Source organism: Mesorhizobium sp. WSM4841 (genome assembly GCF_055811515.1).
Genome location: NZ_JBVVQC010000009.1, coordinates 142978 through 169836 on the forward strand (window position 1 = coordinate 142978; position 26859 = coordinate 169836).

28 protein-coding genes are annotated in these 26859 nt (G+C 63.0%); 16 read left to right on the top strand and 12 right to left on the bottom strand.

The window, feature by feature from the left end; all coding sequences use genetic code 11:
* Positions 1-3 precede the first annotated feature (3 nt).
* The 3 genes from ispG to AC0L14_RS13695 all read right to left on the bottom strand — a co-directional run bounded on the left by ispG (position 4) and on the right by AC0L14_RS13695 (position 1853).
* On the bottom strand, positions 4-1257 hold the full coding sequence (gene ispG / locus AC0L14_RS13685) for a flavodoxin-dependent (E)-4-hydroxy-3-methylbut-2-enyl-diphosphate synthase (RefSeq protein WP_258121665.1): 1254 nt from the start codon (positions 1255-1257) through the stop codon (positions 4-6).
* 52 nt (positions 1258-1309) lie between these two features.
* Complete coding sequence (locus AC0L14_RS13690; protein ID WP_473749844.1) at positions 1310-1606, bottom strand: hypothetical protein; 297 nt, start codon at positions 1604-1606, stop codon at positions 1310-1312.
* 67 nt (positions 1607-1673) lie between these two features.
* Positions 1674-1853, bottom strand: coding sequence for a YdcH family protein (locus AC0L14_RS13695; protein ID WP_095495322.1), 180 nt, complete (start codon positions 1851-1853; stop codon positions 1674-1676).
* Between the two features lie 239 nt (positions 1854-2092).
* Here AC0L14_RS13695 and AC0L14_RS13700 point away from each other — a divergent pair, with 239 nt between their 5' ends.
* The gene (locus AC0L14_RS13700) at positions 2093-2296 is read left to right on the top strand and encodes a YdcH family protein (RefSeq protein ID WP_077380473.1); all 204 of its coding nucleotides are present in this window, start codon (positions 2093-2095) and stop codon (positions 2294-2296) included.
* Positions 2297-2329: 33 nt separating this feature from the next.
* On the opposite strand, the gene AC0L14_RS13705 is transcribed toward AC0L14_RS13700, so the two are convergent.
* Positions 2330-3133, bottom strand: a complete 804-nt coding sequence (locus tag AC0L14_RS13705) for an IclR family transcriptional regulator (protein ID WP_473486972.1) — start codon at positions 3131-3133, stop codon at positions 2330-2332.
* 121 nt (positions 3134-3254) lie between these two features.
* On the opposite strand from AC0L14_RS13705, the gene AC0L14_RS13710 reads away from it, so the two are divergent.
* From AC0L14_RS13710 to AC0L14_RS13760, 11 genes are all read left to right on the top strand, one after another.
* A complete protein-coding gene (locus AC0L14_RS13710) occupies positions 3255-4136 on the top strand; it encodes a transporter substrate-binding domain-containing protein (protein WP_473486973.1) in 882 nt (293 codons plus the stop codon).
* 70 nt (positions 4137-4206) lie between these two features.
* Positions 4207-4872 (top strand): amino acid ABC transporter permease, encoded by a 666-nt coding sequence (locus tag AC0L14_RS13715; RefSeq protein WP_473486974.1) that lies wholly within the window; start codon positions 4207-4209, stop codon positions 4870-4872.
* A gap of 1 nt (position 4873) precedes the next feature.
* On the top strand, positions 4874-5524 hold the full coding sequence (locus AC0L14_RS13720; protein ID WP_473749846.1) for an amino acid ABC transporter permease: 651 nt from the start codon (positions 4874-4876) through the stop codon (positions 5522-5524).
* A gap of 4 nt (positions 5525-5528) precedes the next feature.
* Positions 5529-6323, top strand: coding sequence for an amino acid ABC transporter ATP-binding protein (locus AC0L14_RS13725; protein ID WP_473749847.1), 795 nt, complete (start codon positions 5529-5531; stop codon positions 6321-6323).
* A gap of 36 nt (positions 6324-6359) precedes the next feature.
* Positions 6360-6821, top strand: a complete 462-nt coding sequence (locus AC0L14_RS13730) for a RidA family protein (protein ID WP_123150178.1) — start codon at positions 6360-6362, stop codon at positions 6819-6821.
* Positions 6822-6845: 24 nt separating this feature from the next.
* Positions 6846-8051, top strand: coding sequence for an aminotransferase class V-fold PLP-dependent enzyme (locus AC0L14_RS13735; RefSeq protein WP_473749848.1), 1206 nt, complete (start codon positions 6846-6848; stop codon positions 8049-8051).
* A 103-nt stretch (positions 8052-8154) separates the two neighbouring features.
* On the top strand, positions 8155-8652 hold the full coding sequence (gene purE, locus AC0L14_RS13740) for a 5-(carboxyamino)imidazole ribonucleotide mutase (protein ID WP_123150292.1): 498 nt from the start codon (positions 8155-8157) through the stop codon (positions 8650-8652).
* On the top strand, positions 8649-9725 hold the full coding sequence (locus AC0L14_RS13745; RefSeq protein ID WP_473486980.1) for a 5-(carboxyamino)imidazole ribonucleotide synthase: 1077 nt from the start codon (positions 8649-8651) through the stop codon (positions 9723-9725). Before purE ends, AC0L14_RS13745 begins: the two co-directional genes overlap by 4 nt.
* 200 nt (positions 9726-9925) lie before the next feature.
* Positions 9926-10051, top strand: a complete 126-nt coding sequence (ykgO, locus tag AC0L14_RS13750) for a type B 50S ribosomal protein L36 (protein WP_006327841.1) — start codon at positions 9926-9928, stop codon at positions 10049-10051.
* Between the two features lie 217 nt (positions 10052-10268).
* Positions 10269-10853, top strand: a complete 585-nt coding sequence (locus tag AC0L14_RS13755) for a tetratricopeptide repeat protein (RefSeq protein WP_473486981.1) — start codon at positions 10269-10271, stop codon at positions 10851-10853.
* An 87-nt stretch (positions 10854-10940) separates the two neighbouring features.
* Positions 10941-12008 carry an alpha/beta fold hydrolase gene (locus AC0L14_RS13760; RefSeq protein WP_473525643.1) on the top strand — a complete coding sequence of 356 codons (1068 nt, stop codon included), beginning with the start codon at positions 10941-10943 and terminating at the stop codon, positions 12006-12008.
* Positions 12009-12246: 238 nt separating this feature from the next.
* Here the strand turns inward: AC0L14_RS13760 and pyk are convergent, their stop codons facing one another.
* Together pyk and AC0L14_RS13770 are read right to left on the bottom strand one after the other, a co-directional pair.
* Positions 12247-13683 (bottom strand): pyruvate kinase, encoded by a 1437-nt coding sequence (gene pyk / locus AC0L14_RS13765; protein WP_473486983.1) that lies wholly within the window; start codon positions 13681-13683, stop codon positions 12247-12249.
* Positions 13680-14126, bottom strand: a complete 447-nt coding sequence (locus AC0L14_RS13770) for a DUF1036 domain-containing protein (protein WP_292187291.1) — start codon at positions 14124-14126, stop codon at positions 13680-13682. Before AC0L14_RS13770 ends, pyk begins: the two co-directional genes overlap by 4 nt.
* 287 nt (positions 14127-14413) lie before the next feature.
* Between AC0L14_RS13770 and AC0L14_RS13775 the strand changes: the two genes are divergently transcribed.
* The 3 genes from AC0L14_RS13775 (at position 14414) to AC0L14_RS13785 (ending at position 16926) form a co-directional block, all read left to right on the top strand.
* Entirely contained in the window at positions 14414-15211 is a 798-nt protein-coding gene (locus AC0L14_RS13775) for an N-formylglutamate amidohydrolase (protein WP_473749849.1), read from the top strand.
* Between the two features lie 10 nt (positions 15212-15221).
* Positions 15222-15530: a DUF1244 domain-containing protein gene (locus AC0L14_RS13780; protein ID WP_192360898.1), complete on the top strand. Its 309-nt coding sequence runs from the start codon at positions 15222-15224 to the stop codon at positions 15528-15530.
* Between the two features lie 199 nt (positions 15531-15729).
* The gene (locus AC0L14_RS13785) at positions 15730-16926 is read left to right on the top strand and encodes an MFS transporter (RefSeq protein ID WP_473486985.1); all 1197 of its coding nucleotides are present in this window, start codon (positions 15730-15732) and stop codon (positions 16924-16926) included.
* On the opposite strand, the gene AC0L14_RS13790 is transcribed toward AC0L14_RS13785, so the two are convergent.
* On the bottom strand, positions 16884-17795 hold the full coding sequence (locus tag AC0L14_RS13790; RefSeq protein WP_473749850.1) for a LysR family transcriptional regulator: 912 nt from the start codon (positions 17793-17795) through the stop codon (positions 16884-16886). The genes AC0L14_RS13785 and AC0L14_RS13790 overlap by 43 nt on opposite strands.
* A 94-nt stretch (positions 17796-17889) precedes the next feature.
* On the opposite strand from AC0L14_RS13790, the gene AC0L14_RS13795 reads away from it, so the two are divergent.
* Positions 17890-18849, top strand: a complete 960-nt coding sequence (locus tag AC0L14_RS13795; protein ID WP_473749851.1) for an NAD-dependent epimerase/dehydratase family protein — start codon at positions 17890-17892, stop codon at positions 18847-18849.
* 138 nt (positions 18850-18987) lie between these two features.
* Here the strand turns inward: AC0L14_RS13795 and AC0L14_RS13800 are convergent, their stop codons facing one another.
* The 5 genes from AC0L14_RS13800 to AC0L14_RS13820 all read right to left on the bottom strand — a co-directional run bounded on the left by AC0L14_RS13800 (position 18988) and on the right by AC0L14_RS13820 (position 26757).
* Positions 18988-19146, bottom strand: a complete 159-nt coding sequence (locus AC0L14_RS13800) for a DUF3309 family protein (RefSeq protein WP_036267059.1) — start codon at positions 19144-19146, stop codon at positions 18988-18990.
* Positions 19147-19265: 119 nt separating this feature from the next.
* Entirely contained in the window at positions 19266-22442 is a 3177-nt protein-coding gene (locus AC0L14_RS13805) for an efflux RND transporter permease subunit (protein WP_473525647.1), read from the bottom strand.
* Positions 22443-22444: 2 nt separating this feature from the next.
* Entirely contained in the window at positions 22445-23623 is a 1179-nt protein-coding gene (locus AC0L14_RS13810) for an efflux RND transporter periplasmic adaptor subunit (protein ID WP_473749852.1), read from the bottom strand.
* Positions 23624-24019: 396 nt separating this feature from the next.
* Positions 24020-26293 (bottom strand): xanthine dehydrogenase family protein molybdopterin-binding subunit, encoded by a 2274-nt coding sequence (locus AC0L14_RS13815; RefSeq protein ID WP_473749853.1) that lies wholly within the window; start codon positions 26291-26293, stop codon positions 24020-24022.
* A 2-nt stretch (positions 26294-26295) separates the two neighbouring features.
* The gene (locus tag AC0L14_RS13820) at positions 26296-26757 is read right to left on the bottom strand and encodes a (2Fe-2S)-binding protein (RefSeq protein WP_123150164.1); all 462 of its coding nucleotides are present in this window, start codon (positions 26755-26757) and stop codon (positions 26296-26298) included.
* Positions 26758-26859 lie beyond the last annotated feature (102 nt).

Genomic DNA, 26859 nt, shown 5'->3' on the forward strand with positions numbered 1-26859 from the left:
GACCTACTCCGCCGCAGCCTTGCCAGGTTGCCCAAACCGCTGCTCGATATAATCGGCGACCATTTTTTCGAAGTCGGCGGCAATCGAAGGGCCGCGCAGCGTCGCCGCCTTGCTGCCGTCGACGAACACTGGCGCCGTCGGCGTCTCGCCGGTGCCGGGCAGCGAAATGCCGATATCGGCATGCTTGGATTCACCCGGACCGTTGACGATGCAACCCATCACCGCGACCTTGAGGTTCTCGACGCCGGGGTATTTTTCACGCCACACCGGCATGTTCTTGCGCAGATCCGCCTGGATATTCTGGGCGAGTTCCTGGAACACGGTAGAGGTCGTGCGGCCACAGCCGGGGCAGGCGGCGACGATCGGCACGAACTGCCGGAACCCCATGGTCTGCAGGAGTTCTTGCGACACCTGCACCTCGCGCGTGCGGTCGCCGTTCGGCTCCGGTGTCAGCGAGATGCGGATCGTGTCGCCAATGCCTTGCTGGAGCAGGATGCCCATCGCCGCGGACGAGGCGACGATGCCTTTCGAACCCATGCCGGCCTCGGTGAGGCCGAGATGCAGCGCGTGGTTGGAGCGGGTGGCAAGCTCGGTGTAGACCGCGATCAGATCCTGCACGCCGCTGACCTTGGCCGACAGGATGATCTTCTCGCGGCCAAGGCCGATCTCCTCGGCCATTTCGGCCGATAGGATCGCCGACTGCACGATCGCCTCGCGCGTCACTTCCTGCGCGGTCAGCGGAAAGCCCTGCCGCTGGTTGTCGTCCATCAGCCGGGTCAGAAGCTCCTGGTCGAGCGACCCCCAGTTGACGCCGATGCGCACCGGCTTGTCGTACCGGATCGCCATCTCGACGATCGCCGCGAACTGCCGGTCCTTCTTGTCCTTGAAGCCGACATTGCCGGGATTGATGCGGTATTTGGCCAGCGCCTCGGCGCAAGCCGGATGGTCGGCAAGCAGCTTGTGGCCGATATAGTGGAAATCGCCGACCAGCGGCACGTTGATGCCGAGCCGTTCGAGTCGCTCGCGGATGGCGGGCACGGCGGCAGCACTCTCGTCGCGGTCGACGGTGATGCGCACGATCTCGGAGCCGGCGCGATGCAGCGCCGCAACTTGAGCGACTGTCTGGTCGACATCGGCGGTGTCGGTGTTGGTCATCGACTGGACGACGACAGGGGCACCCCCGCCGACCATCACGCCGCCGACATCGACGCCGACCGACGTGCGGCGCGGGAAGGGAGAGGAAAAATATCCGGTCATGGCCGGCTGCCCTTTGTTAGCTCCGAATTCCGGAATCGGTTTCCGGAAACAATCATGCGCAGAAATCAAAATACAGCGTCGTTTGCGGGTCCGAAAGGACGCGCGGCGCTGTAGAAGGTCCGGGCATGAGGTGGAGGAGCAAAGATGGCTTGTCAATGGCGACAGGCAGGCAGACCTGCCGAATCGATAACAGCAAGACGGCTGGCAAGCCATCTTTCCTGTCCACGTCGCCGGAGCAAACAAGGGAACGCTCCGGCGGCATGGCTGCCACCGGAAAGGTCGCGCCGAAAGCGGCGCAGCTATCCCTGCGCATGACCGAAAATCGGAATCGATTTTCAGAAAGGATCATGCGCCAAATCAGAAGGACTACAGCGTCCTTTGCGCGCCCAAAGGACGCGCGGCGCTGTAGAAGAGCGTCAGTGCTTGGTCGGTTTCGCCTTCAGTTTTTCAATCTCGTCCTTGAGTGCCAGCTTGCGCCGCTTGAGATTCACGATTTCGAGGTCGTCGACCGATGGATGGTTCATCGCATCATCGATTTCGCGTTCGATGTCGCCGTGTTTCCGCTGCAGCTCATCAAGATGGGATGCAAGAGACATGATTGGTTCTCCCTTTCATGGTTTCCTCGATTGCAGCCGTCAAGGCGCGTCCACCGCAATTTCGCTTCTGTGACGGCATAATGACAGTGTGCCACTATCGGGCATCGATGTCGAATGCTGCGTGGTAGCATTCCACGACAATACGAAATGTGGTATTGGCTGCGCGCCGGTGCAAGATACCTCCGGCCTCGCCCAATCAGGCCCATTTTTGGGCGCCGCAGACGTGCAGACGGTAGATAATGTCCGAACAGGAACAGGCTGATATCCGCCTCGAATATTCTCGGCTGAAGCAGGAGCACGCCGATTTCGACGCGGCCATCAACGCGATGATCGCCATGAACTGCGACCCTCTGCAGATCCAGCGCATGAAGAAGAAAAAACTTTTCCTGAAAGACCGGCTGATGGCGCTGGAAGACCGGATCATCCCCGACATCATCGCGTGAGCGAATCCCACTTGCGGTCGCGACAAATTCTGCTCATCCCGTGATCGAAAGCCTCGCGGCGCGATCGCGCAGCAGGGCGATGAGATCGCCGGTCTTCTCCTCGGAAGTGTCGATTGGAACCACCAGGCATATCGTCGCCTCGACCTTGCCGGCAGCTGAGAAGACCGGCGCGGCAAGGCACTTTGTATAAGCGTCGACAAGACCTGAGGTTACACAGTAGCCGGCAGCCCCAGCCGTAGCGATATCGGCTATGAAGTCGTCCAGCAGCAATCTGCGGCCGTCTGGCAGGACGAGATCGTCTTCGGACACCATGTCTTCGATCACCGCCCTTTCGAAACCGGCGAGAAGCAACCGCCCGGAAGCGGTCCAGGGAAGCGGGATCTGCAGACCTGTGGCCGAACTGATCCGGAACGGCCTGGTGCCTGGACTGGAATGGACAATCGTGTAGCGGCCGCTTTGCAACATGCACAATTCGGAGGTCTCGCCTGTCTCGCGCGACAGGTTGTCAACTTCCTGACGCCCTCGCCTGAGCAGGTCGTTGCCGCGCACATAGTCCATTCCGTAGAGATAAAGCTTCTTCCCGAAATAGACCCGATTACCGTCGCCGGCCATTTCCAGCAGGCCCGCATCCACGAGCGAGCGCACGAGCGTGTAGATCGTCGAGCGCGGCGCATTCACTCCCTTGGCGAGATCACCAATCCCGATCGCACGCTGGTTCGCGTGAAGAAACTCTAGGATATGGAGCACCCGGTTAAGACCCTTCTCGCGAGAGCCCGAAATCCTGTCTTCGTCCGGACCAGCGTCCGGCCGAACTGCCAAGGCATTGCCATCTTGCATTACTTGTTCCTGATGTTAGTATCTGTCTTGTACAGGATACATGTGTCTTTTGTAAGAGACAATCCAGCAGATCACTGATGCATGTATCGGCAAAGGGGAACAACACGAAAAGGAGGTCGCCGTGAACGACACATCCAAAAGACGTGAATTTCTGAAACTGGGAATGGCCGGGCTTGCAACGGCCGGAGCGGTGGGCGCAGCAGCAACGGTCGATGTTCAGAAGGCGGCGGCGCAAGCGGCACCGGACAGCCTGCTGCGCACCATTCTCGAGCGCGGCAAAGTGATCGTCGGCACCGGCAGCACCAACGCGCCATGGCACTTCGAAAACGATGCCGGCGAACTGGTTGGCATGGACATCACCATGGGGCACATTCTTGCCAAGGGGCTTTTCGACGATCCGACCAAGGTCGAATTCGTCATGCAGGATCCGGCCCAGCGCATTCCGAACGTGACCACCAACAAGGTCGACATCTCGATCCAGTTCATGACCATGACCGCCCAGCGCTCGCAGCTGATCCACTTCTCCCGGCCCTATTACGTCGAAGGCATCGCCTTGCTGACCCTTCCGAACGCCGAAAACAAGACCTTCGACAAGCTGGCTGCCAGCGGTTCGGCGACACGGATTTCCATCCTGCAAAACGTCGATGCCGAGGCAAATGTGCACATCGTCCTGCCGGAGGCGCAGGTGATGCAGATTGACACGCAGGCCAACGTGCTGCAGGCACTGGAATCGAAGCGCGTCGACGCCGCCGCCGTCGATCTGTCCACGGTCCGCTGGCTCGCCTCACGTAATCCGGACAAATACTTCGATGCCGGCAAGAGCTGGTTCTCGATGCTTTATGGCGCCGCACTTCGGCAAGGCGACCCCGACTGGCTGACCTTCGTCAACACGACCTTCACCACCGCCATGTTCGGCCATGAGACGGCGCTCTATGACGCTGCATTCAAGGACTATTTCGGACAGGAGCCGCCGGCGCGCCATCCCGGCTTCCCGGTCATCTGATGCAAGCCGGCGGAAGGGCCGCGCCCTTCCGCCTCCTTCTCGTCGACAGCCCTCGATATGACAGGGACACATGGGCTATACCCTAAACTTCAACCTGATCTGGCGGCATTTCGACAAGCTCTGGGGCGGGCTGCTGCTCAGCCTCGAGCTGGCCGTGATCTCCATCGCGATCGGCATCGTCATCGGGCTGCTTCTGGCGGTCTGGTACGTATCGGCCGGGCGGCTGGTCCGGACCGCCATCGCCGCCTATGTCGAATTCATCCGCAACGTACCGCTGATCCTGCTTGTCTATCTCGTCTTCTACGGCCTGCCGACGGTGGTCGACATCGCCTACAGCGCGCAGACCTCATTCATTGCCACGCTGTCGCTCTATAGCGGCGCGTATCTCGTCGAGGTGTTCCGCTCGGGGCTCGAAGCGGTTCCGCGCGGGCAGCTCGACGCCGGCAAGGCGATTGGCCTGACGCCATGGCAAAGGCTGCTCCATGTGCGCCTGCCGACGATGCTGCGCATAACGCTGCCCGCGCTTTCCAACACGTTCCTATCGCTCTTCAAGGACACGTCCGTTGCTTCGGTCATTTCGGTGCCCGAGCTCACCTACGGCGCCCAGTGGATCAACTTCAACACCTTCCGGATCGTCGAGGTTTACCTTTTGGTGACGGCGATGTACCTCTTGACGGGCTACGCGCTTCTTTATGCGCTTCGGCTTGTCGAGCGCCGGTTCAGCGCGGCGCACTAGGATGCTTGGCCAGATCGCCTATGCCTTGCCCTTCCTGGCCCAAGGTTTTGCCGTGACACTGTGGGTGTCGCTGCTGGTCGTGGTATTGTCGCTCATCGCCGGTGTGATGATGGGCGTCGGCCTTGTCTATGGCCCGGCTCCGCTGCGCTGGCCAGTGCGCATTTTCAGCGACACCATTCGCGGCATTCCGATCCTGGTGCTCATCTTCTTCGTCTATTACGGCCTGCCTGCCGTCGGCATCCATCTGGAATCCTTCTGGGCAGCCGTGCTGGCGCTCACCCTGTTCAAGACGGCACAGGTCATCGAGTATCTGCGCGGTGCAGTCGGTTCCATACCGAAGGGGCAGTCCGAAGCGGCGATGGCGATCGGGCTGACCTTTCGCCAGCGACTGGCCTACGTCATCTTCCCGCAAGCGTTCAGGCGCTTCCTGCCGCCTTGGATCAATGGCGTCACCGATGCGGTGAAGGGCAGCGCGCTGGTCTCGCTGCTCGGCATCACCGACCTGATGCACGCCATCAACCAGGTCATCGGCCGCACCTACGAAGCGATGCCGCTCTACATCCTCGGTGCGGTCATCTACTTCGTCGTCAATTACGCCCTCTCCCTGGCCAGCCGACGGTTGGAGCGGCGTTTCTCCTTCATCCGGGAATAGCAAGATGTCCATCTCCCCGCCCGCCAATCCGGCGCTTCTCGACATCTCCGACGTTTCCAAATCCTTTGGATCCGTCGAGGTCCTGCGCTCCGTCAGCCTGCAGGTGACACGCGGTGAAGTGGTGACTGTCATCGGACCTTCCGGCAGCGGCAAGACCACGCTGCTGCGCTGCGTCAACTTCCTGGAGAGCTACGACAGCGGCTCCATCCGCATCGACGGCAAGGAGGTCGGCTTCCGCGACACGGGAACACGCCAGCGCCGCAGCGAGCGCGACCTGGCGAAGATGCGCGCCGAAACCGGAATGGTGTTCCAGAGTTTCAATCTGTTTCCGCATCTGACGGCGGCCGGCAACATCATGCTTGGCCTGCGCAAGGTGCGTGGCAAGAGCAGCACCGAAGCCCGTGCCATTGCCGAGCACTGGCTGGGCCGGGTCGGACTTGCCCACAAGGCCGACAGCCTGCCCGCCGAGCTTTCCGGTGGCCAGCAGCAGCGCGTCGGCATCGCCCGGGCGGTGGCGATGGAGCCGAAAATCCTGCTGCTCGACGAGATAACCTCCGCGCTCGACCCGGAACTCGTCGGCGAGGTGCTCGAGGTCGTGCGCAGCCTGGCCGAGGACGGCATGACGATGGTGATGGTCACGCACGAGATGGCCTTTGCGCGCGACGCGTCGAGCCGCATCGTCTTCATGGCGGACGGCGGTGTCAGCGCCGCGGGCCCGCCTGCCGACATTCTGGGCACCGAGATCGACAATGAGCGTCTTCGCAGCTTCCTGGCGCGGTTTCGTGCCTCGCATTTCTGACACCGGGCGGCGAAAGCTGTCGCAAGGAGCCTTTTCATGACGCCTTACATCCGGCTCGCCGAATTGGGCCTGACGCTGCCGGAGCCGCCGACGCCGATCGCCAATTTCGTCACCCACGCCGAAAGCGGGCGGCTGATCTTCCTCTCCGGCCAAGGGCCGCTGCGCGCCGATGGCACGCTTTGCACCGGCAAGGTGGGCGAGGACGTCACGGTTGAAGAGGCCTATAAGCATGCCCGTCTCACCGGCCTGAACCTGCTCGCCGTCATGCACGCCGCGGCAGGCGACCTCGGCCGTATCGTGCGCGTCGTCAAGCTGCTTGGCTTCGTCAACGCCATCCCGACCTTCAGCGACCATCCGCAGGTGGTGAATGGCTGTTCCGATCTTTTCGCCGAAGTCTTCGATAGTATCGGCGGGCACGCCCGCTCGGCGATCGGTGTCGGTTCCTTGCCGGGAAACATTACGGTCGAAATCGAGGCGGTCGTCGAGATCGCTGCCTGACATTTACCCATGGGATTTCTAGAGATGAAAACCTATTCCGCAAACGGCTCCAACACGACAATCCGCGAACGGCTCGGTCTTCGCCCGATCATCAATGTTTCCGGCACGATGACGGCGCTCGGCGCCTCGATCATCGTCCCGGAAGCGATCGCCGCGATGTCGGAAATCGCTTCGCAGTGGGTGGAGATGGACGACCTGCAACGCGCCGCAAGCACGGTCGTCGCGCGCCTCACAGGAGGCGAGGCCGGTTTCGTCACGGCTTGCTGCGCCAGCGGCATCACCATGGCGATTGCCGGCACAATGACCGGCACCAACCTTCTGGCGATCGAGCGGCTGCCGGACGACACCGAGGGCCTCAAGTCGGAGGTCATCGTCCAACTCGGCCATATCGTCAACTACGGCGCGCCGATCGACCAGTCGATCCGGCTGGCCGGGGCCAGGACCGTACCGGCCGGTACGGTCAGCGTGACGCAGGATTATCATGTGCGCGAGGCGATCCGCGACCGCACCGCGGCAGGCCTCTATGTCGTTGCGCATCATACGGTGCAATACGGCATGCTCTCGCTCGAGGAATTCTGCGAAATCTGCCACGCCAGGGGTGTCCCGGTGATCGTCGACGCCGCCTCCGAATACGACCTGCGCGGCTTTCTCGCACGCGGCGCCGACATCGTCGTCTATAGTGGGCACAAATTCCTCAGCGGACCGACAAGCGGCATCGTGACGGGGCGCAAGGATCTGGTGCGGGCCGCCTATCTGCAGAATCGTGGCGTTGCGCGGGCGATGAAGGTCGGCAAGGAAAGCATCGCCGGAACCATGGCCGCGCTGGAAGCCTGGGAGCGGCGCGACCATGCCGGCATCCGCAAGCGGGAAGAAGCCGCTCTGCATCTGTGGAAGGACGCATTGCAGGGCCCGCCCGGTATCGCTGCGCATATCATTCCCGATCCGACCGGCAATCCGCTCGACCGCCTGCAGGTGTTTGTTACGCCCGAAAGCAGGTTCACCGCCGCCGGCCTTGCCTCGGCGCTGGCGGCCGGTTCGCCCCCTATTATCGTCCGCAACCACGAGGTCGAGCGCGGTCACTTCTTCCTCGACCCGTGCAATCTTCATCCTGGCGAGGCGGAGATCGTCGCCGAACGCCTGCGGGCCGTGTTGAGCGCGGCCGAGCGTCCGGCGGATGCGATGAAGTCCGCCCGCAAGGATAGCGCCGGCGCCTTGCGCTGGCCGGATTAGGTAATGATGGTGCCTCGCGCCCGAATGCTGCGCGGAGGCACCACATCCTTGCCGTCGATCCCGAATTCCGCTAATGCGCGCCTTTGCCGCCGGGAGCAGAAGCTTGGACGATCACCGCGCCGACGTCGCCGTCATCATGGGCAGCCAGTCCGACTGGGCGACGATGCGCCACGCCGCCGAAACGCTGGAGGCACTGGGCATTCCGCACAAGCGGCTGATCGTCTCGGCTCATCGCACTCCCGACCGGCTCTATGATTTTGCCAAGGGCGCCAAGGCCGCCGGTTTTCGGGTGATCATCGCCGGCGCCGGCGGTGCGGCGCACCTGCCCGGCATGACGGCGGCGATGACGCCGCTCCCGGTTTTTGGCGTGCCGGTAGAATCGAAGGCGCTTTCCGGACAGGACTCGCTGCTCTCCATCGTGCAGATGCCGGCCGGTATTCCGGTCGGCACGCTGGCCATCGGCAAGGCGGGCGCCACCAATGCCGCCCTTCTGGCCGCGGCGGTGTTGGCGCTGACCGACGAAAAGCTCGCTGCCCGGCTCGATGCCTGGCGCGCCGCCCAGACCGCCAGGGTCGCTGCCGAGCCCACGGACACGCCATGAGCCTGCCCGCGGGATCGACCATCGGCATCGTCGGCGGCGGCCAGCTCGGCCGCATGCTGGCCATGGCCGCGGCCCGCCTCGGCTACCGCATAGTCGTGCTGGAACCGCAGCCGGATTGCCCGGCGGCACAGGTCGCAAACCGGCAGATCACCGCCGCCTACGACGACACGGCTGCGCTCGCCGAACTGGCTGCAGTCAGCGCCGTCGTCACCTACGAGTTCGAGAACGTGCCGGTCATGGCTGCCAGCGCGCTTGCCGTCACGGTCCCGGTCTATCCGCCGGCGCGCGCGCTGGAAGTGGCGCAGGACCGGGTGGCGGAGAAGAAATTCCTCAACGGCATCGGCGTTCCCACTGCGGATTTTTGTCCCGTCGACAATGACGACGAATTGACGGCGGCGCTGAAAAAGTTCGACGGCAGCGGCATATTGAAGACGCGGCGCATGGGCTATGACGGCAAGGGTCAGCGCGTCTTCCGCAACATGGAAACAGGCGGCTTTGCCGGCACCTGCGAGGCGATGGGCAACGTGCCGCTGATCCTCGAATCCTTCGTCGCCTTCGAACGCGAGATTTCGGTGATCGCGGCGCGCGGCATGGACGGTTCGCTCGCCGCCTACGATCCGGCAGAAAACGTCCACCGCAACGGCATCCTGCACAGCTCGACCCTGCCGGCCAGGATAGAGTCCGAAACCGCCGCTGCAGCGCAGGCGGCGGCGGCAAAGACACTTGCGGCGCTCGATTATGTCGGCGTCATCGGTATCGAGTTCTTTGTCCTTGCCGACGGCGCGCTGCTGGCCAATGAGATCGCGCCGCGCGTCCACAATTCCGGCCACTGGACTGAGGCCGCCTGCATCGTCTCGCAGTTCGAGCAGCACATTCGCGCCGTCGCCGGCCTGCCCTTGGGAAATCCCGGCCGCCATTTCGACTGTGTCATGGAAAACCTGATCGGCGACGATATCCTGCGTGTTCCAGCCCTGCTCGCCGAGCCCGATCTGATGCTGCATCTCTACGGCAAGGCCGAAGCGCGCCCCGGCCGCAAGATGGGCCATTTTACGCGAATGAGCCGTCACCGTTGAGGCTATAGGACGGCACCGCTCTAACGCCGTCGGTCGAGCAGGAAACCAAACTCGGCCACGCTGGCTTCATCTATGAAGCACGCTTGCGGTTGACACGGACAAGGCTCCTCGTTTATGAGCCACGCACAAGTTGAGAGGCGCGCTTTCCGAGCGCGCCTTAATAATTCGGCCCAAGCGGGCCCAGACCGACGGGCAAGACCATGAAGATCAAGAATTCGCTCAAGGCGCTCAAGGCGCGTCACCGCGACAACCAGCTGGTTCGCCGCAAGGGCCGCGTGTACATCATCAACAAGACCGCTCCGCGCTACAAGGCGCGTCAGGGTTGAGTCTTTCGCGTGGAGGCGCCTGCCTCCGCGCCTGCATGATGTACCGCATCGACCCAAAATCGGAATCGATTTTCGGAAAGTACGATGCGAGGAATTCAGAATGTTAGAGCGTCCTTTACGCGTCCAAAAGGACGCGTGGCGCTCTAATACCGGCCTGCCGGCCCTTTCACGCTAAATTCAGTTTGACGATCTGCTGTCCGGGGTTAGATTCTCGGCCATGCGGATTCTTTTTGCATTCTTCGCGGCGCTTTTTCTTTTCGGTTCCGCCTCGCTTCCAACCCAAGCGGACGATGCGGTCGCCCCTCCGGTTGCCACGACTAGGGAGGCAAGGCTCGACCAGCTGTTCGTCGACCTGAAGCGCCAGCGCAATGAAAAGGCCGCTGAGCGCATCGCCGCGCGCATCTCGCACGAGTGGTCGCAATCCGGCAGCGCCTCGATCGACCTGATGATGCAATGGTCGCAAAAGGCGATCGAAGACAAGAAATTCGACGTGGCACTCGATTTTCTCGATCAAGTGGTGACCTTGCAACCGGCCTATGCGGAGGGCTGGAACCGGCGCGCCACCGTACATTTCATGATGAATAACTTTGGAAAATCGATGTCTGACATCGACCGCACGTTGCAGCTCGAGCCGCGCCATTTTGGCGCACTGTCCGGCCTGGCGCAGATCATGGCCGTAACCGGCCACAAGCAGTCGGCGCTGGAAGCCTGGCAGCGCGTGCTCGGCATCTATCCGATGATGCGCAGCGCCCAGGATCAAGTCGGCACGCTTTCGGAAGAACTTGCCGGCGAAGGAATTTGATTTCCCGGTTGGCGGACAATTCCACTTGAGTGAAAGTCGCTTTAGCTAGACTGTGAACTAATTTCGCTCCGGTCCGTATCTCTCCCCATGAACCTGATCTTCGCCGCGCTCGTCTTCCTCATGGCGCTTGTGTTCACCCTTGCAGGTGTCACCCTCGCCGGTTCATGGCTGATCGAGCGCCGCAATCCGCCGATCGGCGACTTCGCGGATATAAACGGTGCCCGCATCCACTACGTTCACGTTCCGGCGCGGAAAAACGCCGAACTGCCGCCGATCGTCTTCATCCACGGCGCCAGCGCCAATCTCAGAGATCAGATGCTGCCGCTGAGGCCCTTGCTGGAAGGCCGTGCCGAGATGCTGTTCTTGGACCGCCCGGGTGCAGGCTGGTCGGGGCGCGGCCCCGGAAACAACGAGACCCCATCGGCACAGGCCAGCACCATCGCAGCTCTGATGGACCATCTCGGCATCGGGAAAGCCATTATCGCCGGCCATTCCTTCGGCGGCTCGGTGACCACCGCCTTCGGCCGCGAGCATCCCGACAAGACGCTCGGCCTAGTGTTCGTGGCGCCCGCCACCCATCCCTGGCCGGGCGGCGCGACCGCCTGGTACTACAATTTGACGACCATTCCGATCGTCGGCCGGCTGTTTTCCGAAACGCTGGCCTATCCGTCGGGAGCGCTGCAGATGAATACCGCCACCGCCTGCGTCTTTGCCCCCAACAAGGTGCCGGACGGCTATGTCGCCGAGGTCTCGATCCCGCTGGTGCTTCGGCCGAACGCCTTTCGTGCCAACGCCACCGATGTCGCCGGGCTCTATCGCTACACGCTCGATGCCGCGCCGCACTACCGCGATATCAAGGCGCCGACTGTGGTCATCTCGGGCGACCGCGACAAGGTGGTCTATGCAACGATCCATTCGGTCGGCCTCGTCCGCGACATTGCCGGCGCCGAGCTGGTCTGGGTCCACAATCTCGGCCACAAGCCGGACTGGATCGCGCCCGATCTCGTCGTCGGCGCGATCGAAAAGGTCGCCGGCAAGGAGGTGGACCTTCAGGCAATGGCGAAGGCCGTGGAGGTCAGGGTCGCCAACGACACTAACGGCGCCGGCAAATGCGCCGACATCAAAGCGCCGGAAGCCGAACTCGCGCCGATTTAGAGTCCTCGCCGAAGCGCGTCAAAATTCGTGGATGACGCCCGTCATCTCTGCCGGCGGCAGCCAGGCGACGAGCGCGGTCGGATCCGTGAAGGCCGCGTAGGGGGTCTTCGGGCTGGACTTCGATGACCCTCGTCGTGCGGGCCCAGACGCCCGCATGGTCTTTGCTCATGTGGCTCCAATGGTCGCGACACGGAGAACAGGACCTCTCGCTGCCGCGAATCCGCCCAGTGTCAGCGGCCTAGCGGCGGGCCTGCACCTCCGACCCGACATAGGCGATGCGCAGCATGTTGGTGGAGCCCGGCGTCCTCAGCGGCACGCCGGCGGTGATGATGACCCGGTCGCCCGGCTTGCCGAACCCCTCGTCCAAAGCGATGCGGCAGGCGCGGTCGACCATGTCGTCGAGGTCGATGGCGTCGGGCGAGACGACGCAATGCGTGCCCCACAAAAGCGACAGCCGCCGCGCCGTGTTGACGATCGGCGACAGTGCGACGATCGGAACCTGCGGCCGCTCGCGCGCGGCGCGCAGGCCGGTCGTGCCGGACGCCGTATAGCTGATGATCGCCGACAGTTTCAGCGTCTCGGCAATTTCGCGGGCGGCAAGCGAGATGGCGTCGGCGCCGGTCGCTTCCGGCTCCGAACGCTGCGCGTTGATGATGCCGGCGTAGGTCGGGTCGGTTTCGACCTTGCTGGCGATGCGGTTCATCATCGCCACCGCCTCGACCGGGTAGGCGCCGGCCGCGGACTCCGCCGAGAGCATGATGGCGTCGGCGCCTTCGAACACGGCGATCGAAACGTCCGACACCTCGGCGCGGGTCGGCACCGGCGCGGTGATCATCGATTCCAGCATCTGCGTGGCGATCACCACCGGCTTGCCGGCGCGGCGCGCGGCGCGGGTGATCTGCTTCTGGATACCGGGCACGGCTTCGAGCGGCATTTCGACGCCGAGATCGCCGCGGGCAACCATCAGTGCGTCCGAAAGTTCGATGATCTCGGCCAGCCGGGCGACGGCCTGCGGCTTTTCGATCTTGGCCATGATGAGCGCCCGGCCGCGCGCGATCTTGCGCGCTTCCGCCAGATCCTCCGGCCGCTGGACAAACGAGAGCGCCACCCAGTCGACGCCGGTGGCCAGCACCGCATCGAGATCCCTGCGGTCCTTTTCGGTCAGCGCGCCGACCGGCAGGTCGGTGTCGGGCAGGCTGACGCCCTTCTTGTCGGAGATGCTGGTGCCGGCGACGACGGTGCAGACGATCGCCTTGCCGTCGCTCTTCACCGCCTTCAGCTCGAGCTTGCCGTCGTCGATCAAAAGGCGGTCACCGGCCTCGACCGATCTCAGGATTTCGGGGTGGGGCAAATAGACCCTGGTCGAATTGCCGGGCTCGGGATTGTCGTCGAGCGTGAAAGTCTGGCCGAGTGTCAGCGCCTCCTTGCCGCTGGCGAATTTGCCAACGCGCAGCTTAGGCCCCTGCAAGTCGGCGAGAATACCGATCGGCCGGCCGACTGCTTTCTCGACAGCGCGGATGCGACCAACAAGTGTGTGCATCAATTCATGATCGGTGTGGCTCATATTGATGCGAAACACGTCGGCGCCGGCTTCGAAGAGCTTCTTCAGCATGTCCTCGGAGGAGGAGGCCGGCCCGATGGTGGCGAGTATCTTGACCTTGCGGCTGCGTCTCATTGACTGTTTGTTCCCGGGGCGGCTGGAACGCCCCCCGTTGCGGGGTCATCGGTCAGCTGGACCATCCAGCTTGCCTGCTCGCCCGTGTCATATTCCTGGAATCCGGCGCGCTGGAAGCCCCGGGCGACGCAATCGCTAACGCCGGCGATCTTGAACTCTTTTTCAGCCACGCACATGTTGATCGGGCCATCCCAGCGCCCGCCGCGCTCGGCGTCTTCTGCATAAAGATAGTAAAATCTTGATGACAGCGGCCCTTCGATCAACGTCTTGCAGCTCGATCCTTCGATGTGCCACCAGCCTTCGGTGATCCAGCCTGCCTTGGCGCGATAGCCGATGCCGACGCCCACCAGGTTCTGCGTGGCGTTGCAGACACGGAAATCGGCGCGCGCCGGCGAGGCAGCAAGCATCGCGGCGAGGCCCACAGCAAGGGTCAAGAGCGGCATGGCGAAGGCATAGCGCACGCGCGGCCTGCCGGCGGAACCCATCCTGAAATCCCTCAAGAACCACATTTGCATCTCTCAATGCCCCTTTTCGGAAAAGTCCGGGCGCATGTCAACGCGCCCTTTTGCCCAATTCCAATCGATTTAGAAAGGCTTCGGCGCACGGTCTGTCGCCTTCTGCCAGATTTCCGCAGAAACCGTGGCCAAACGACGGCATTGCGTAATCGTCCCCTTCGTGGAAAGACGATACCATCCTCCCTGGAAGCCAGCGAACAGACCATTTCCCGCCGATGACCCGATCCACAGTTTTCGCGCCTTTCGACGTCGTCGAAGGCGACCGCAAGCGAGGCATGGTGCTTTTGGCCGATCACGCCCGTCGCGACCTGCCGGAAGAGTATGGCAGCCTCGGCTTGCCGGCGGCGGAATTCGACCGCCATATCGCCTACGACATCGGTGTCGAGACGGCGACGCGCGAATTGGCTGCTTTGCTCGGCGTGCCGGCAGTACTCGCCAATTTTTCGCGGCTTCTGATCGATCCCAATCGCGGCGAAGACGATCCGACGCTGATCCGCCAGCTCTATGACGGTACCGTCATTTCGGGAAATTATCCACTTGCCTTGAAAGAACGTGAAAGGCGGCTTGACCGCTTCTATCGGCCCTATCACGATGCCGTCGGCGCCATGATCGCCTCGGTGGCGCAGGCTTCCGCAAGCGCCCCCTTCATCCTGTCGATACATTCCTTCACCCCTTGCATGCAGGGATTCGTGCGCCCTTGGCATGTTGGTGTCTTGTGGGATCGCGACGACCGGGTGGCGCGACCGCTGATCGACATGATCGCCGAGGACAAAAGCCTTATCGTTGGCGACAACGAGCCCTATGACGGCGCATTGCGCGGCGACACCATGTTCAGGCATGCCATCGTCAACGGCTTTGCCCATGCGCTGATCGAAATCCGTCAGGACCTGATCGCCGATCGGCAGGATGCGGTCGCCTGGGCCGAACGGCTGGCGCCGGTCGTTGACGCGATCAACCACCGTCCCGATATACATCAGGTCAAACGATTCGGCTCGCGCACCGGGCCGTTGTAAGGAGGTTTCGATGACCGAACTCAGCGACGAGCAAAAACGCGATTTCGAAGCCGCCGCCTTCCGCCGGCTGGTTGCGCATCTGCGCGAACGCACGGACGTGCAGAACATCGACCTGATGAACCTCGCCGGCTTCTGCCGCAACTGCCTCTCCAACTGGTATCGCGACGCCGCGGAGGCCGAGGGCGTCGATCTCAGCAAGGACCAGTCGCGCGAGATCATCTATGGCATGCCTTATGCCGAATGGCAGGCGCTCAACCAGACCGAGGCCTCCGATGCCAAGAAGGCGGAGTTCGAGGCAAGACGCCCCAGGGATCATTAAGACCACGATCCCGAAAAGTGGAATCCGGTTTTCGGACAAGATCATGGTCGAACAAAAAACCCTGTCCCGATCGGCTCTCATCAACCTCGGATTCAAGCGAGCCGCTTGGCCCAAGCACTTCCAAGAGCGAGCGCTTGACTGAAGATTGAATCGATCTAATTTGCCGCGCGAAGCTATTTTCGCACCGGACTCCTACACGATGGACACGCTAAAAATCATGCAGACCGCCATTCGCGGACGATGGGCCGTGGCGGCCATCTTCCTGGCCAATGGTTTTCTGACCGGCGCCTGGGCGCCGCAGATCCCGGTGGTCCTGACCCGGCTGGATATCAGCAAGTTTACGCTCGGCCTGCTGATCCTGCTGTTCGGCGCCGGCGCGGTCACGGCCATGACCTGGTGCGGCCACCTGATCTCCAGGCATGGTTCGCGCAGCGTGCTGCGCTGGTTCGGTCTCATCGGCAGTTTCGGCCTGCTGGTTGTGGCGCTTGCCCCCAACGTGCCGCTGGCGGCCATCGCCATGTTCATCTTCGGCGCTTCGATCGGCGGCATGGATGTCGCCATGAACGCCAATGCGGTCACGGTGGAGCGGCGGTTGTCCCGCGCCATCATGTCGTCCTCGCACGGCTTCTGGAGCCTTGGCGGTTTCGCCGGTGGCGCTCTCGGCGGCTTCGCCATCCAGAATTACGGCCATCTCGCCCATGCAGCGGTGGTGACGGCTCTTGCCTTTGCCGTGATCGCTGTGGCAGTTCGCTACCTGATCGCCGAGGGCAAGCCGCCCCAAGGATCATCGGGGATTACCGGACATCGCAAATTCGCGCTGCCTGGAAATCCGCTGGTCTATCTCGTCGGGCTGATGGCGCTGATGACGATGATCTCCGAGGGTGCGGTGCTCGACTGGGCGGCGCTTTACCTGCAACAGGAACTCGGCACCGACCTCGCCGTAGCTGGTTTGGCATACGCCGCTTTTTCCGGCGTCATGGCCGTCATGCGCTTCGTTGGTGACGGGGTCCGCAACCGTTTCGGTGCCGTAACGACGCTGCGCGTCTCGGCCCTTGTCGCCGCCGCCGGCATGCTGGTGGCGGGGCTAGCGCCTTCGCCCTGGCTCGCCATCTCAGCCTTTGCCCTTTGCGGCTTCGGCATCGCCAATATGGTGCCGATCCTGTTTTCGGCCGGCGGCAACCAGGAAGGCATGTCGTCCGGCACCGGTATGAGCGTCGTCACCACGATGGGCTATTCCGGCATTCTGGTGGCGCCGTCGGCGATCGGCTTCATCGCCGAGCACTTGAGCTTCAGTCCGATCTTCGTCGCTTTGTCGGGGCTGCTGGTCGTCGTATTTTTGATGGCCGGGCTCGCTCACCGCGCCGAATTCGCGCCCGACGCAGCACCGGCCGAATAGCGCTTCAACTCCTCATAGAGGAAATCCGCGACACGGCGGATGCGCACGCTGGTGCGCACGTCGCGGTGCATGGCCAGCCATACCGGCAGCGTCGGCAGCGCGAGGCCCGGCAGCACTGTCTCCACCAGCGGATCGCGATCGGCCAGCGGCTCCTGGCCGAAGCCGATGCCGTTTCCCGCCCGCACCGCCTCCCAAAGCACGATTTGGTTGTCGGTCCTGAAGCGGAAGGCATCGCGGGTGAGCGGGACGCCGAACTGGGCAAAGCCGCGAATGATCTCATCGCTGCGGTCGAAGCCGATCAGGTCGTGGCCGGCAAGATCGCCGGGCTCGCGCGGACGGCCACGCCGGTCGAGATAGGATTTTGCCGCGCAGGCGCGGAGCGGAATGTCGGTCACCTTGCGCGCCACCAATTCGTTCTGCGCCGGCTTGACCATGCGGATGGCGATGTCGGCATCACGGCGCAAAAGGTTCTCGACCTGATTCGACGCGACGATCTCGACCTCGATGCCGGGTTCCTCAGCGGCCAGCCGCGCCGTCATCTCGGGCAGGACATAGGCAGCCACCACCTCGCTGGCGGCAATGCGCACCGTGCCCTCGATCGCCTCGACCGATCCCAGCGCCAATAGCGAAAAGGCGCTTGCCTGCTCGCTCACCGCCCGCCCGCGTTCGTAGAGCGTGCTGCCGGCTTCCGTCAGCGCATAGCCGCGCCGCCCGCGCCGGAACAGGGTGACGCCGAGCGCCTGCTCCAGCTTGGCGATATGGCGGCCGAGCGTCGGCTGGCTTGCAGCCAGCTTGCCCGCGGCAGCGGACAGGCTGCCGGTTTCCGCCACGGTGACGAAACTCTTGATCAGATTCCAGTCGATTTCCATTCAAAACTGAATATCACATCGCCAAATTCAGTCAATTTCCATTCGTTTGCGGGCGGATCATATTGTGACGGTAACCCAAACACGGAGACGAAACATGACCAAGATCGCAATTCTGGGTGCCAATGGCCGGCTCGGCCGCGTGGTTGCCAAGGCCTTCATCGACGCCGGCTATGATGTCCGCGCCATCACCCGCAGCGGCAAGATACCGGTAGAACTCACCGGCGCCACAGCCGTCGCCGGCGACGGGCTCGATCGCGAAGCGCTTATCCGCGCCACCGAAGGCGTCGACATCATCTTCAACGGCCTCAACCCGCTCTACACCGACTGGGGCAAGTGCCTGCCGATGGCCGAGAACGTCATGGCCGCGTGCCGGGCGAACCACGCATTGCACCTCGCTCCCGGCAGCGTTTACAATTACGGCTCGCCGATGCCGGCGGTCATCACCGAAGACACACCATTCCACCCGACGACGGAAAAGGGCCGCATCCGCGTCGCCATGGAAGACCTCTTTCGCCGCGAGGCCGAAGCAGGCCGAGTGCGCACCATTCTGCTGCGGGCCGGCGATTTCTTCGGCGGCACCGGCACCGGATCGTGGTTCGATCTGATCGTGGCCGCCAAGATAGACAAGGGCGTCTATACCGCCCCCGGGCCGGCCGATCTCGTGCATGAATGGGCCTATCTGCCTGATATGGCCAAGGCTTTCGTCGGACTGACTGAGAATCTCGCCAAGCTCGGCGCCTACGAGGCGCTGAACTTTCCCGGCCACGCCGTTACCGATCTGGAGATCAAGGCGGCCGCGGAGAAGGCGCTCGGGCGCACGCTGAAACTGACCTCGATGCCGTGGTGGGTGCTGCGCGCCGGCAGTCCGTTCGTGGCGATGTGGCGCGAACTCGTCTCGATGTCCTATCTCCGCTTCGAGCCACACCAGTTGGTCTCGGCAAGGCTGGAAGGCATCATCGGCACGATCCCGCATACGCCGCTGGACAAGGCGGTGGCAGCAGCTCTCGATGATATCGGTGTCGCCACGATTGATGGCGTTTCGAAAGCTGCCTGAAACGGAAAGCGGCCATTACCCACCGCATGGATCCGAACCGAAGGCTCGGAAAGGACCATGCGCAAAATCAAATGCTACAGCGCTGTGAGTCCAAAAGGACGCGCAGCGCTGTAGCATTCGTGCACACCAATCTCCGGGTCAAATCCTGCCCATCAGCAGCAACACCAGCAGTACGATCAGGATGACGCCAACAATGCCGGAGGGACCATAACCCCAGGAACGCGAATGAGGCCATGCCGGCACCGCGCCGATCAGAATGAGGATCAGAATGATGACGAGAATGGTGCTGAGCGTCATGAGAAACTCCCCGCTTTGAGGTGTCGCATGACAGGACAATGCAAAAGGCCGCTGGGTTGTTCCCGGCGGCCTTTTCTTTGCGCGACCAAAATACGCGCGGCACTGCAAGCAAAGTTGGCCTATTCGGCGGCCTTCGGGAAGGCGAACGCCGGCTCGTCAAGCGAGCCCGGTCTTGCGGAGGTCTCGACAGTCGCACCGACTGTCTTGCCGCGCCGGAACACCCGACGGAAGAATGCATAGAAGCGGCTGTTCTTACTACGCGTGAACACCATCAGCATCGACGGTGTCACCACCAGCGTCAGCAAGGTGGCGAAGGACAGGCCGAAGACGATCGCCGACGACAGTGAAATCCACCATTGCGTCGACGGCGCGTTGATCGTCGTCTCGTGATGGAAGATTTCGAGACCGAGGCCGAAAGCGATCGGCAGCACGCCGAGAATCGCCGACACCGCCGTCAGCACGACCGGGCGGGCGCGTTCGCGGCAGGTCTGCAGCACCGCGTCCATCTTGTCCCAGCCTTCTTCGCGCAGCCGGTCATAGGTGTCGATCAGCACGATGTTGTTGTTCACCACCACACCGGCCAGCGCGATGACGCCGATGCCCGACATGACGATGCCGAACGCCTCTCCAGTCAACAGCAATCCCAGGAACACGCCGACCGTCGCCATGACCACGCAGGACAGCACCAGCCAGACGCTGGTGAACTTGTTGAACTGCATCAGAAGCACCAGGAAGATCAGGAAGATCGCCGCACCGAAGGCCTTGCTAAGGAAGGCGCTGGCCTCGGCGCTGTCCTCGTTCGAGCCGGCGAGCTTCCAGCGTATGCCGCTGCCGAGCTCCATATCGGCGACCGCCTGGCTGACCTGCTGCTGGACAAAAGCGACCTGCTCGCCGGCGGCGACATTGGCCTGGACGACCACCGTGCGCGCGCCGTCGATGCGGTTGAGGATACCAACGGTCGGCTCGGGCTTGCGCACGACGAAATTCGAGATCGGCACCGACCCTTGCGAAGTCTGCACCCTGAGGTCATCGAGTGTCGACAGCGTGCGCCGGTCCTCGGGCAGACGCAGCCTGATGTCGACGGCGTCGTCAGCACCGGCTGGCCGGTATTCACTGAGCTTCAGCCCGTTCGTCACCAGTTGCACCACCGTTCCGACCGAGGTCGGGCTGATGCCGTATTGTGCCGCTTTGGCGCGATCGACGTCGAGCGCCCAGTCGACGCCGGGCGGCGGCAGGCCGTCGGAAATATCGATGACGCCGGGCACCTTGGCAATGCGCGCGGCGACGGCGCGCGCATTGTCGTCGAGGCCTTCCGGGTCGACGGCCGAAAGCCTGATCTGGATCGGCTTGCCGGTGGGCGGGCCGGCCTCGGGCACGCGAACCTCGACGTCGACGCCGGGAATGCCGGCCATGACGCCGCGCAATTCGTCCAGGATCGCGTTCGCCGATTTGCGCTCGCGCCAGTCGACGAACTCGTACTGGATCACGCCGACCACGTCTTCCGGAATATCCTGGCCGCCGCCTTGCGTCTTGCCGACACGGGTATAGACCGATTTCACGCCCGGCCAGCCGAGAAGCCGGTTTTCCGCGGTCGTTGTGGCGGCATCCATTTCTGCGAGCGAAAGGTTGCCGCGGGCGTGCACATAGAGCAGGCCGTAGTCAGGCTCGACATTCGGGAAGAACTCGACGCCGGCGCCATATTTCGAATAGGCAAAACCGACACCGAACAAAAGGCCGACGGTGAGTAGAAGCACGGTGATGGGAAAGCGCACCGCCTGCTTGACCACAGCCATGTACCAGCCGTCGCGATTGTCATTCTCGTGATGCGGCGGCGCCTTGGCGAACAAGGCGCCCAGCGCCGGCGCAAAGACCAGCGCATAGAGCATCGAGGCCGAGAGCGTGACGATCAGCGTGATCGGCATGTATTTCATGAAATCGCCGATGATGCCTGGCCAGAACAACAGCGGCGAAAAGGCGGCGATGCGCGTCATCGTCGCGGCGATGACCGGACCGGCCATGCGCTTGGCGGCAAGCGCGAAGGCCTCTGCCTTCGGCATGCCTTCGCTCATCCGCCGCTCGGCGAATTCGGTGACGATGATGGCGTCGTCGACGAGCATGCCGACCGCCAGGATGAGGCTGAACAGCACGATCATGTTGATCGTGTAGCCCATCATGGCCAACAGCAGGATGCCGATCAGGAAGGACGATGGAATGGCCAGTCCGATCAGCAGCGAGGCACGGCCCGACAGTGCATAGAGAATGACGATGAACACCAGGATCACGGCGATCATGACGTGGTTCTGCAGATCGCCGAGCAACTGGTTGACGAAGACCGATTTGTCCTGCGTGTAGGTGACGTGCATGCCTTCCGGCATGGTCTTTATGAAGGCATCGGACACGGTCCTCACCTGGGCGATCGTGTCGATCAGGTTGGAGCCGATGCGCTTCTTCACCTCGATGGCGATCGCCGGCTTGCCGTCGAGACGGGTTACCGTCTCAGCGTCCTTGAAGGTGGAGCGGACGGTGGCGATATCCTTGGCCTGTACCACGGCATTGGGGCCGGCGACGACCGGAAGCGCCGCCACGTCCTCCGGCGTCTCGATCAGCGACGGCACCTTGACGGCGTATTTGCCCTCGGACCCTTCGATGTTGCCGGCGGCGACAAGACTGTTGGAATCGCCGACCGCACCGATCAGCTGCTCGAGCTGCAGCCCGTAGGAAGACAGTTTCATCGGATCGATGACGACTTCGACGAGATCGTCGCGCGCACCTTGCAGCGCGCCTTCCAGCACGCCCGGCACTTCCTCGATGCGGTCGCGCAACTCGCGCGCCGCCGCCGTGAGCATGCGCTCGGGCACTTCGCCCGACAGCGTCACGACAAGGACGGGGAATTCGGAGACGTTGACTTCGGAGACTACAGGCTCCTCGGCTGCCTGCGGCAGGTCGGCCTTGCCGTCCTGGACCTTGCTGCGTGTGTCCTGCAACGCCGTCGCCAGATCCGTCTGCGGGTGGAATTCGACCAGCACATAGCCGCCGCCCTGGAAGGCGGCCGAGCGCATCTCCTTGAGACCCTTGAGGCTCTTCAGCTTGGCTTCCATCGGCCGCAGCAGAAGGCGCTCCGAATCCTCGGGCGAGATGCCCTGATAGATCAGGCTGACATACATCATGGGAATCGGAACGTCGGGTTCCGCTTCCTTGGGTGTCGACTGATAGGCGACCGCACCCGCGAGGATGAGGAAGACCAGGACCGAAATGGTCAGCCGGGCATTGCTGATTGCGAGTTTGACGATATCCATGATTACTGCGTCCCGGCCGTCGCTTCGCCCAACAGCTTCTGGATGGTCGCCTGGTCGGCCTCGACCGGCTTGACCACTTCGCCTTCCTTCACCAGTTCCTGGCCGGCGACGATGATGCGCGCATCGGCAGGCATGCCGCCGAGCACCAGGCCGGTTGGCGTGTCGTCGACCAAGTCGATCGGGAAGAACACGACCTTGTCGTCCTTGTCGACGGCGCGAATGCCGAGGTCGCCCTTGTCGCCCAGCGTCACCACGGAGCGCGGCAGCATGACTGCGTCGGTCGGCTGGGCGCTCAGCGCGATCTCGGCGGTCATCCCGGCCGGAATGGTGCCCTCGGGGTTGGGGATTGCGATCTCGACGCGGAAGGTGCGGGTGGCGGACGAGGCGTCGCGGCTGATATAGCGCACGGTGCCCTCGACATTCTGGCCGCTGACCAATCGTACATTCGCCTTGTCGCCGATCTTCAGATAGCCGAGATCACGTTCGCTGACCTCGCCGCGGGCGATCACCGGATCGAGGCTCAGAATGGTCGCCACTTCGCCGCCCTGCATCACGGAACTGCCGAGCTCCACCGGTACACGGTCGATGACGCCGTCAAACGGCGCCTTCACCTCGTTGCGGTCGAGCTCGGCCTGCGCGGCTTCCAGGTGCGACTGGGCTAGCGTCAGGCTGGAGCGAGCCGTATCGAGCTGCAGCTTGGGCAGATTGCCGGTTTTCATCAGCCGCAATGCTGCATCGAGTTCGGCCCGACGCTGAACCAGAAGCTGCTTGGCGTTGCTGACCGCCGAGAGCTTTTCCTCGGCTGCCAACATCAGCACGAGGTCGCCGGTCGTGACGCGCTGTCCCTGCTTGACCGGCAGCTTGTCGATGACGCCGGCGACGCGCGGCGCCAGGACCGCGCGCTTGTCGGCTTCGGTCAGTCCGGAAATGCGGATGGCGCGCGCATAGGTACGCCTAGGCGGGGTTATGATCGCGACGGTGCGCAACGGCGCCTTGGGCTGCTCTGCCTCAGCGGGCTTGGCCTGGCCGGCGTCAGCCGCCTTTGGCTGCTCGACCTCCCCCGCCTTGGGTTTATCGGCGGCCGCGCTGCCGACGGACGAGAACTCGCCCGTCACCATCCATGCAGCGAACCCGACAAGCACAACAATGGCTGCAAGCTTGTGAAACCTGTATTTCGGCATCGTCGTTTTTCCATTGCGCGGAGTTCGGCCAGGCCGCGTCTTCTAACTCGGCGCGTCGCCGATATGGGTGCGCGCAAGGCCGTGTTCAACTTGCCGTGATCGGCGAACGAGCTTCTACATCAAAGTTGCACCGCAATATAGTCAGAAAAGTTGATGGGTAATACTTCGCTGGACAGGATGCGCCCGCCGCCGTCAGGCGCGCCGGACCAGCGCGGCCGTTCGTCTGCGACATCGCACTCCGCGCAGCGCGGATGCGAAAGCAACCGCTAGGCCGCGTTCCTCGGGCAAGTCTTGGCTGCATCGACCGTCATCGGTGCCGTGCCTTGGCTTTCCTCTGCCGCTGGGGAGGCGCCATCGAAACAGCATGGCAGCAACTGTCAGCATGATGGCAATACTTCATGCAAAGGTCACCTCCTTCGACAAGGGCAGTGTCCGGATGCGCTTGCCTGCTAGTGCGAAGATGGCGTTGGCGAGTGCCGGTGCCGCCGGCGGCGTGCCGACTTCGCCGACGCCGCCCATCTTGTGAAAATTCTCCAGGATGGCGACTTCGAACGCCGGACACTGGGAGATGCGCATGGCGTCGTAGTCATGAAAATTCGACTGTTCGACCATGCCGTCGGCGAAAGTAATTTCCTGACCCATCGCTGCCGACAGGCCGTAGATGGCGGCGGAGACGAGTTGCGCCTCGATGATATCAGGATCGAGCGCGGTGCCGACATCGGCGGCGATCCACACCTTCTCAATGCGGATTCCGGACGGCGTGTCGGCGACCTGGACGATCTCACCGACCCAACTGCCGAAGGACAGCGTGAACGCCATGCCCTTGGCCTTGCCGGCGGGCAGCGCCTCGCCCCATTTCGCCATCGCGGCGACCTTCTCGACAACTTTCACCGCCGCCGGATAGGCAGCCATCAGCGTCTTGCGCAGTTCGACCGGATCGACTTTCCCGGCGGTGGCGATCTCGTCCATGAAGCCCTCATGAAAGAAGCCGTTGATCGAGCAGCCGACCGATCGCCAGAAGCCGACCGGGATGGAGGCGGGCGCAGCAATGCCGCTGACCCGGTAATTCGGGATGGTGTAGGGCTGGTCGTAGGCCCCATCGACAATGGACTTGTCGGGGCCAAGCGGCGGGATCGAGGGAAACAACCGGCGCAAGGTGCTGGCTATCAGCGATGGCGAGGCGATTGTCATGTCGACGGCGAACGGTATGCCGTCGTTGCCAAGCCGCGCCTGGAATTTGCCGACCGAAGCCGGCCGGTAGGCGTCGTGGCGCATGTCCTCCTCGCGCGTCCAAATCACCTTGATTGGCCGGCCTGCCGTTTCTTTCGCCATCAGCGCAGCACAGAGCGCATAATCCACCTCGATACGTCGGCCGAAGCCGCCGCCCATGAAGGTGGTGTGGACGCTGACCTTGTCCTGCTCAATGCCGACAGCATTGGCGCAAAGCTGCCGTACCAAGGTCGGCGCCTGGTTGCCGCACCAGATGTCGAGGACGCCGTCCTTCAGCCGCGCCGTGGCGTTCATCGGCTCCATCGTCGCATGTGCCAGATAAGGCACCGCATAGTCGGCCTCGACGATCCTTTCGCGCGGCGCATCGGCGAAGGCGGTATCGACATCGCCATCGTCGCGCATCACCGACCCTTTGGTGCCGAGCGCCTGCTTCAGCACCTCGGAAATGCCGGCGCTGTCCAGCGGATATTCGGGATCGGCCCATTCGGCGTCGATCGCCTCCGCCGCCTTGAACGCCGCCCAGGTGTTTTCTGCGATGATGCCGAAGCCGTGGCCGTAATTCGTGTCGATCGGCACGATCTTGATCACGCCAGGCATTTTCTCGGCGTTGGAGAAATCCGCCTTGACCGGCTTGGCCCAGAAGCGCGGGCTCATCTTGACCGTGCCGTACAGCATCTCCGGCAGCGTCACGTCGATGCCGAAGATCGGCGCCCCGGTGACCTTGGCCAGCATGTCGATGCGTCTTTGCGGTTTGCCGAGCAGTTTCCAGTCGGCTTTGTCTTTGAGCCTGATTTCCGCGGGCGGCGCCATCGTCGCGGCGGTCGCGGCGACAGCGCCATAGGTCAGCGACTTGCCCGACGCCTTGTGCAGGATCGAGCCATTGGCCGTTTCCAGATCGGCGGCAGCTATACCGAACTTTTGCGCGGCCGCTGCAATCAGCATCTGCCGCGCGGCGGCGCCTGCCTGCCGCATCTTGCCGAAACCATCGAGCGTCGATGTCGAACCGCCGGTGCCTTGCAGGGCGAGGAATTTTCCGACCACGCCCATGCCGGCGCGCACTATTTCCGCGGTCATGCTTTCGTTGAAGAAGGCGAACGGACCGCCCTCTTCCAGGATCGCCGCATTGAAATAGGCGTAGGAGGCCGGGCCGTGCTCGACCTTGATCTGGTCGAGCCCGACATCGAGCTCTTCGGCAACCATGGCAGCAAGCGTCGTCGAGATACCTTGGCCCATCTCGGCGCGCGGCGCGACGATGGTGATGGTGTTGTCGGCGCCGATCTTCACATAGGGGTTGAAGGTCGCTTCATCAGCGGCGAGGTAGCCTTCCAGCGGATTCGGGTAGGGTTTGCGGTAGTAATAGTAACCGACAGCGATGCCGCCCGCGATGGCAGCCGCTCCGATGAGAAACGTGCGGCGTGCGATCTTTCCGACACTGGCCATGGTCAGATCCCCGCCGTCTTGAGCACGACCGCTCTTTTGATCGCCGCACGGATCTTCGGGTAGGTGCCGCAGCGGCAGAGATTGCCGCCCATGGCATCGTCGATGTCGGCATCGGTCGGGTCGGCAACCTCGTCGAGCAACGCCACCGCGCTCATGATCTGGCCGGCCTGGCAGTAACCGCATTGGGCGACCTGCTCTTCCAGCCATGCCTGCTGTACCAGATGCAGTCTGCCTTCGGTACCGATGCCTTCGATCGTGGTGACCGCGCCGGTGACCTCACCGACCGGCAATGAACAGGAGCGCACCGGCTGGCCGTCGACATGCACCGTGCAGGCGCCGCAGGCGGCGATGCCGCAGCCGAACTTCGGCCCGGTCTTGCCCATGAGATCGCGCAGCGCCCACAGCAGCGGCATTTCGGGATCGGCATTGACGTCGAATGCCTGCCCGTCGACGGTGAGGCGCATCGGGATACCCTTTGTTGTCGTCCACAGCCCGAGGCAAAAGGACGGTCGGCCATTTCGTCCTCATACATCTTGACAAATTACGTCATTTTGTCAACAGAGCTT

Bases quoted from the DNA above. Each gene is read 5' to 3' on its own strand.
- ispG (WP_258121665.1), bottom strand. From the start codon at position 1,257: ATGACCGGATATTTTTCCTCTCCCTTCCCGCGCCGCACGTCGGTCGGC.
- AC0L14_RS13690 (WP_473749844.1), bottom strand. From the start codon at position 1,606: ATGATCCTTTCTGAAAATCGATTCCGATTTTCGGTCATGCGCAGGGAT.
- AC0L14_RS13695 (WP_095495322.1), bottom strand. From the start codon at position 1,853: ATGTCTCTTGCATCCCATCTTGATGAGCTGCAGCGGAAACACGGCGAC.
- AC0L14_RS13700 (WP_077380473.1), top strand. From the start codon at position 2,093: ATGTCCGAACAGGAACAGGCTGATATCCGCCTCGAATATTCTCGGCTG.
- AC0L14_RS13705 (WP_473486972.1), bottom strand. From the start codon at position 3,133: ATGCAAGATGGCAATGCCTTGGCAGTTCGGCCGGACGCTGGTCCGGAC.
- AC0L14_RS13715 (WP_473486974.1), top strand. From the start codon at position 4,207: ATGGGCTATACCCTAAACTTCAACCTGATCTGGCGGCATTTCGACAAG.
- AC0L14_RS13720 (WP_473749846.1), top strand. From the start codon at position 4,874: ATGCTTGGCCAGATCGCCTATGCCTTGCCCTTCCTGGCCCAAGGTTTT.
- AC0L14_RS13725 (WP_473749847.1), top strand. From the start codon at position 5,529: ATGTCCATCTCCCCGCCCGCCAATCCGGCGCTTCTCGACATCTCCGAC.
- AC0L14_RS13730 (WP_123150178.1), top strand. From the start codon at position 6,360: ATGACGCCTTACATCCGGCTCGCCGAATTGGGCCTGACGCTGCCGGAG.
- AC0L14_RS13735 (WP_473749848.1), top strand. From the start codon at position 6,846: ATGAAAACCTATTCCGCAAACGGCTCCAACACGACAATCCGCGAACGG.
- AC0L14_RS13745 (WP_473486980.1), top strand. From the start codon at position 8,649: ATGAGCCTGCCCGCGGGATCGACCATCGGCATCGTCGGCGGCGGCCAG.
- ykgO (WP_006327841.1), top strand. From the start codon at position 9,926: ATGAAGATCAAGAATTCGCTCAAGGCGCTCAAGGCGCGTCACCGCGAC.
- AC0L14_RS13755 (WP_473486981.1), top strand. From the start codon at position 10,269: ATGCGGATTCTTTTTGCATTCTTCGCGGCGCTTTTTCTTTTCGGTTCC.
- AC0L14_RS13760 (WP_473525643.1), top strand. From the start codon at position 10,941: ATGAACCTGATCTTCGCCGCGCTCGTCTTCCTCATGGCGCTTGTGTTC.
- pyk (WP_473486983.1), bottom strand. From the start codon at position 13,683: ATGAGACGCAGCCGCAAGGTCAAGATACTCGCCACCATCGGGCCGGCC.
- AC0L14_RS13770 (WP_292187291.1), bottom strand. From the start codon at position 14,126: ATGCCGCTCTTGACCCTTGCTGTGGGCCTCGCCGCGATGCTTGCTGCC.
- AC0L14_RS13775 (WP_473749849.1), top strand. From the start codon at position 14,414: ATGACCCGATCCACAGTTTTCGCGCCTTTCGACGTCGTCGAAGGCGAC.
- AC0L14_RS13780 (WP_192360898.1), top strand. From the start codon at position 15,222: ATGACCGAACTCAGCGACGAGCAAAAACGCGATTTCGAAGCCGCCGCC.
- AC0L14_RS13785 (WP_473486985.1), top strand. From the start codon at position 15,730: ATGGACACGCTAAAAATCATGCAGACCGCCATTCGCGGACGATGGGCC.
- AC0L14_RS13790 (WP_473749850.1), bottom strand. From the start codon at position 17,795: ATGGAAATCGACTGGAATCTGATCAAGAGTTTCGTCACCGTGGCGGAA.
- AC0L14_RS13795 (WP_473749851.1), top strand. From the start codon at position 17,890: ATGACCAAGATCGCAATTCTGGGTGCCAATGGCCGGCTCGGCCGCGTG.
- AC0L14_RS13800 (WP_036267059.1), bottom strand. From the start codon at position 19,146: ATGACGCTCAGCACCATTCTCGTCATCATTCTGATCCTCATTCTGATC.
- AC0L14_RS13805 (WP_473525647.1), bottom strand. From the start codon at position 22,442: ATGGATATCGTCAAACTCGCAATCAGCAATGCCCGGCTGACCATTTCG.
- AC0L14_RS13810 (WP_473749852.1), bottom strand. From the start codon at position 23,623: ATGCCGAAATACAGGTTTCACAAGCTTGCAGCCATTGTTGTGCTTGTC.
- AC0L14_RS13815 (WP_473749853.1), bottom strand. From the start codon at position 26,293: ATGGCCAGTGTCGGAAAGATCGCACGCCGCACGTTTCTCATCGGAGCG.
- AC0L14_RS13820 (WP_123150164.1), bottom strand. From the start codon at position 26,757: ATGCGCCTCACCGTCGACGGGCAGGCATTCGACGTCAATGCCGATCCC.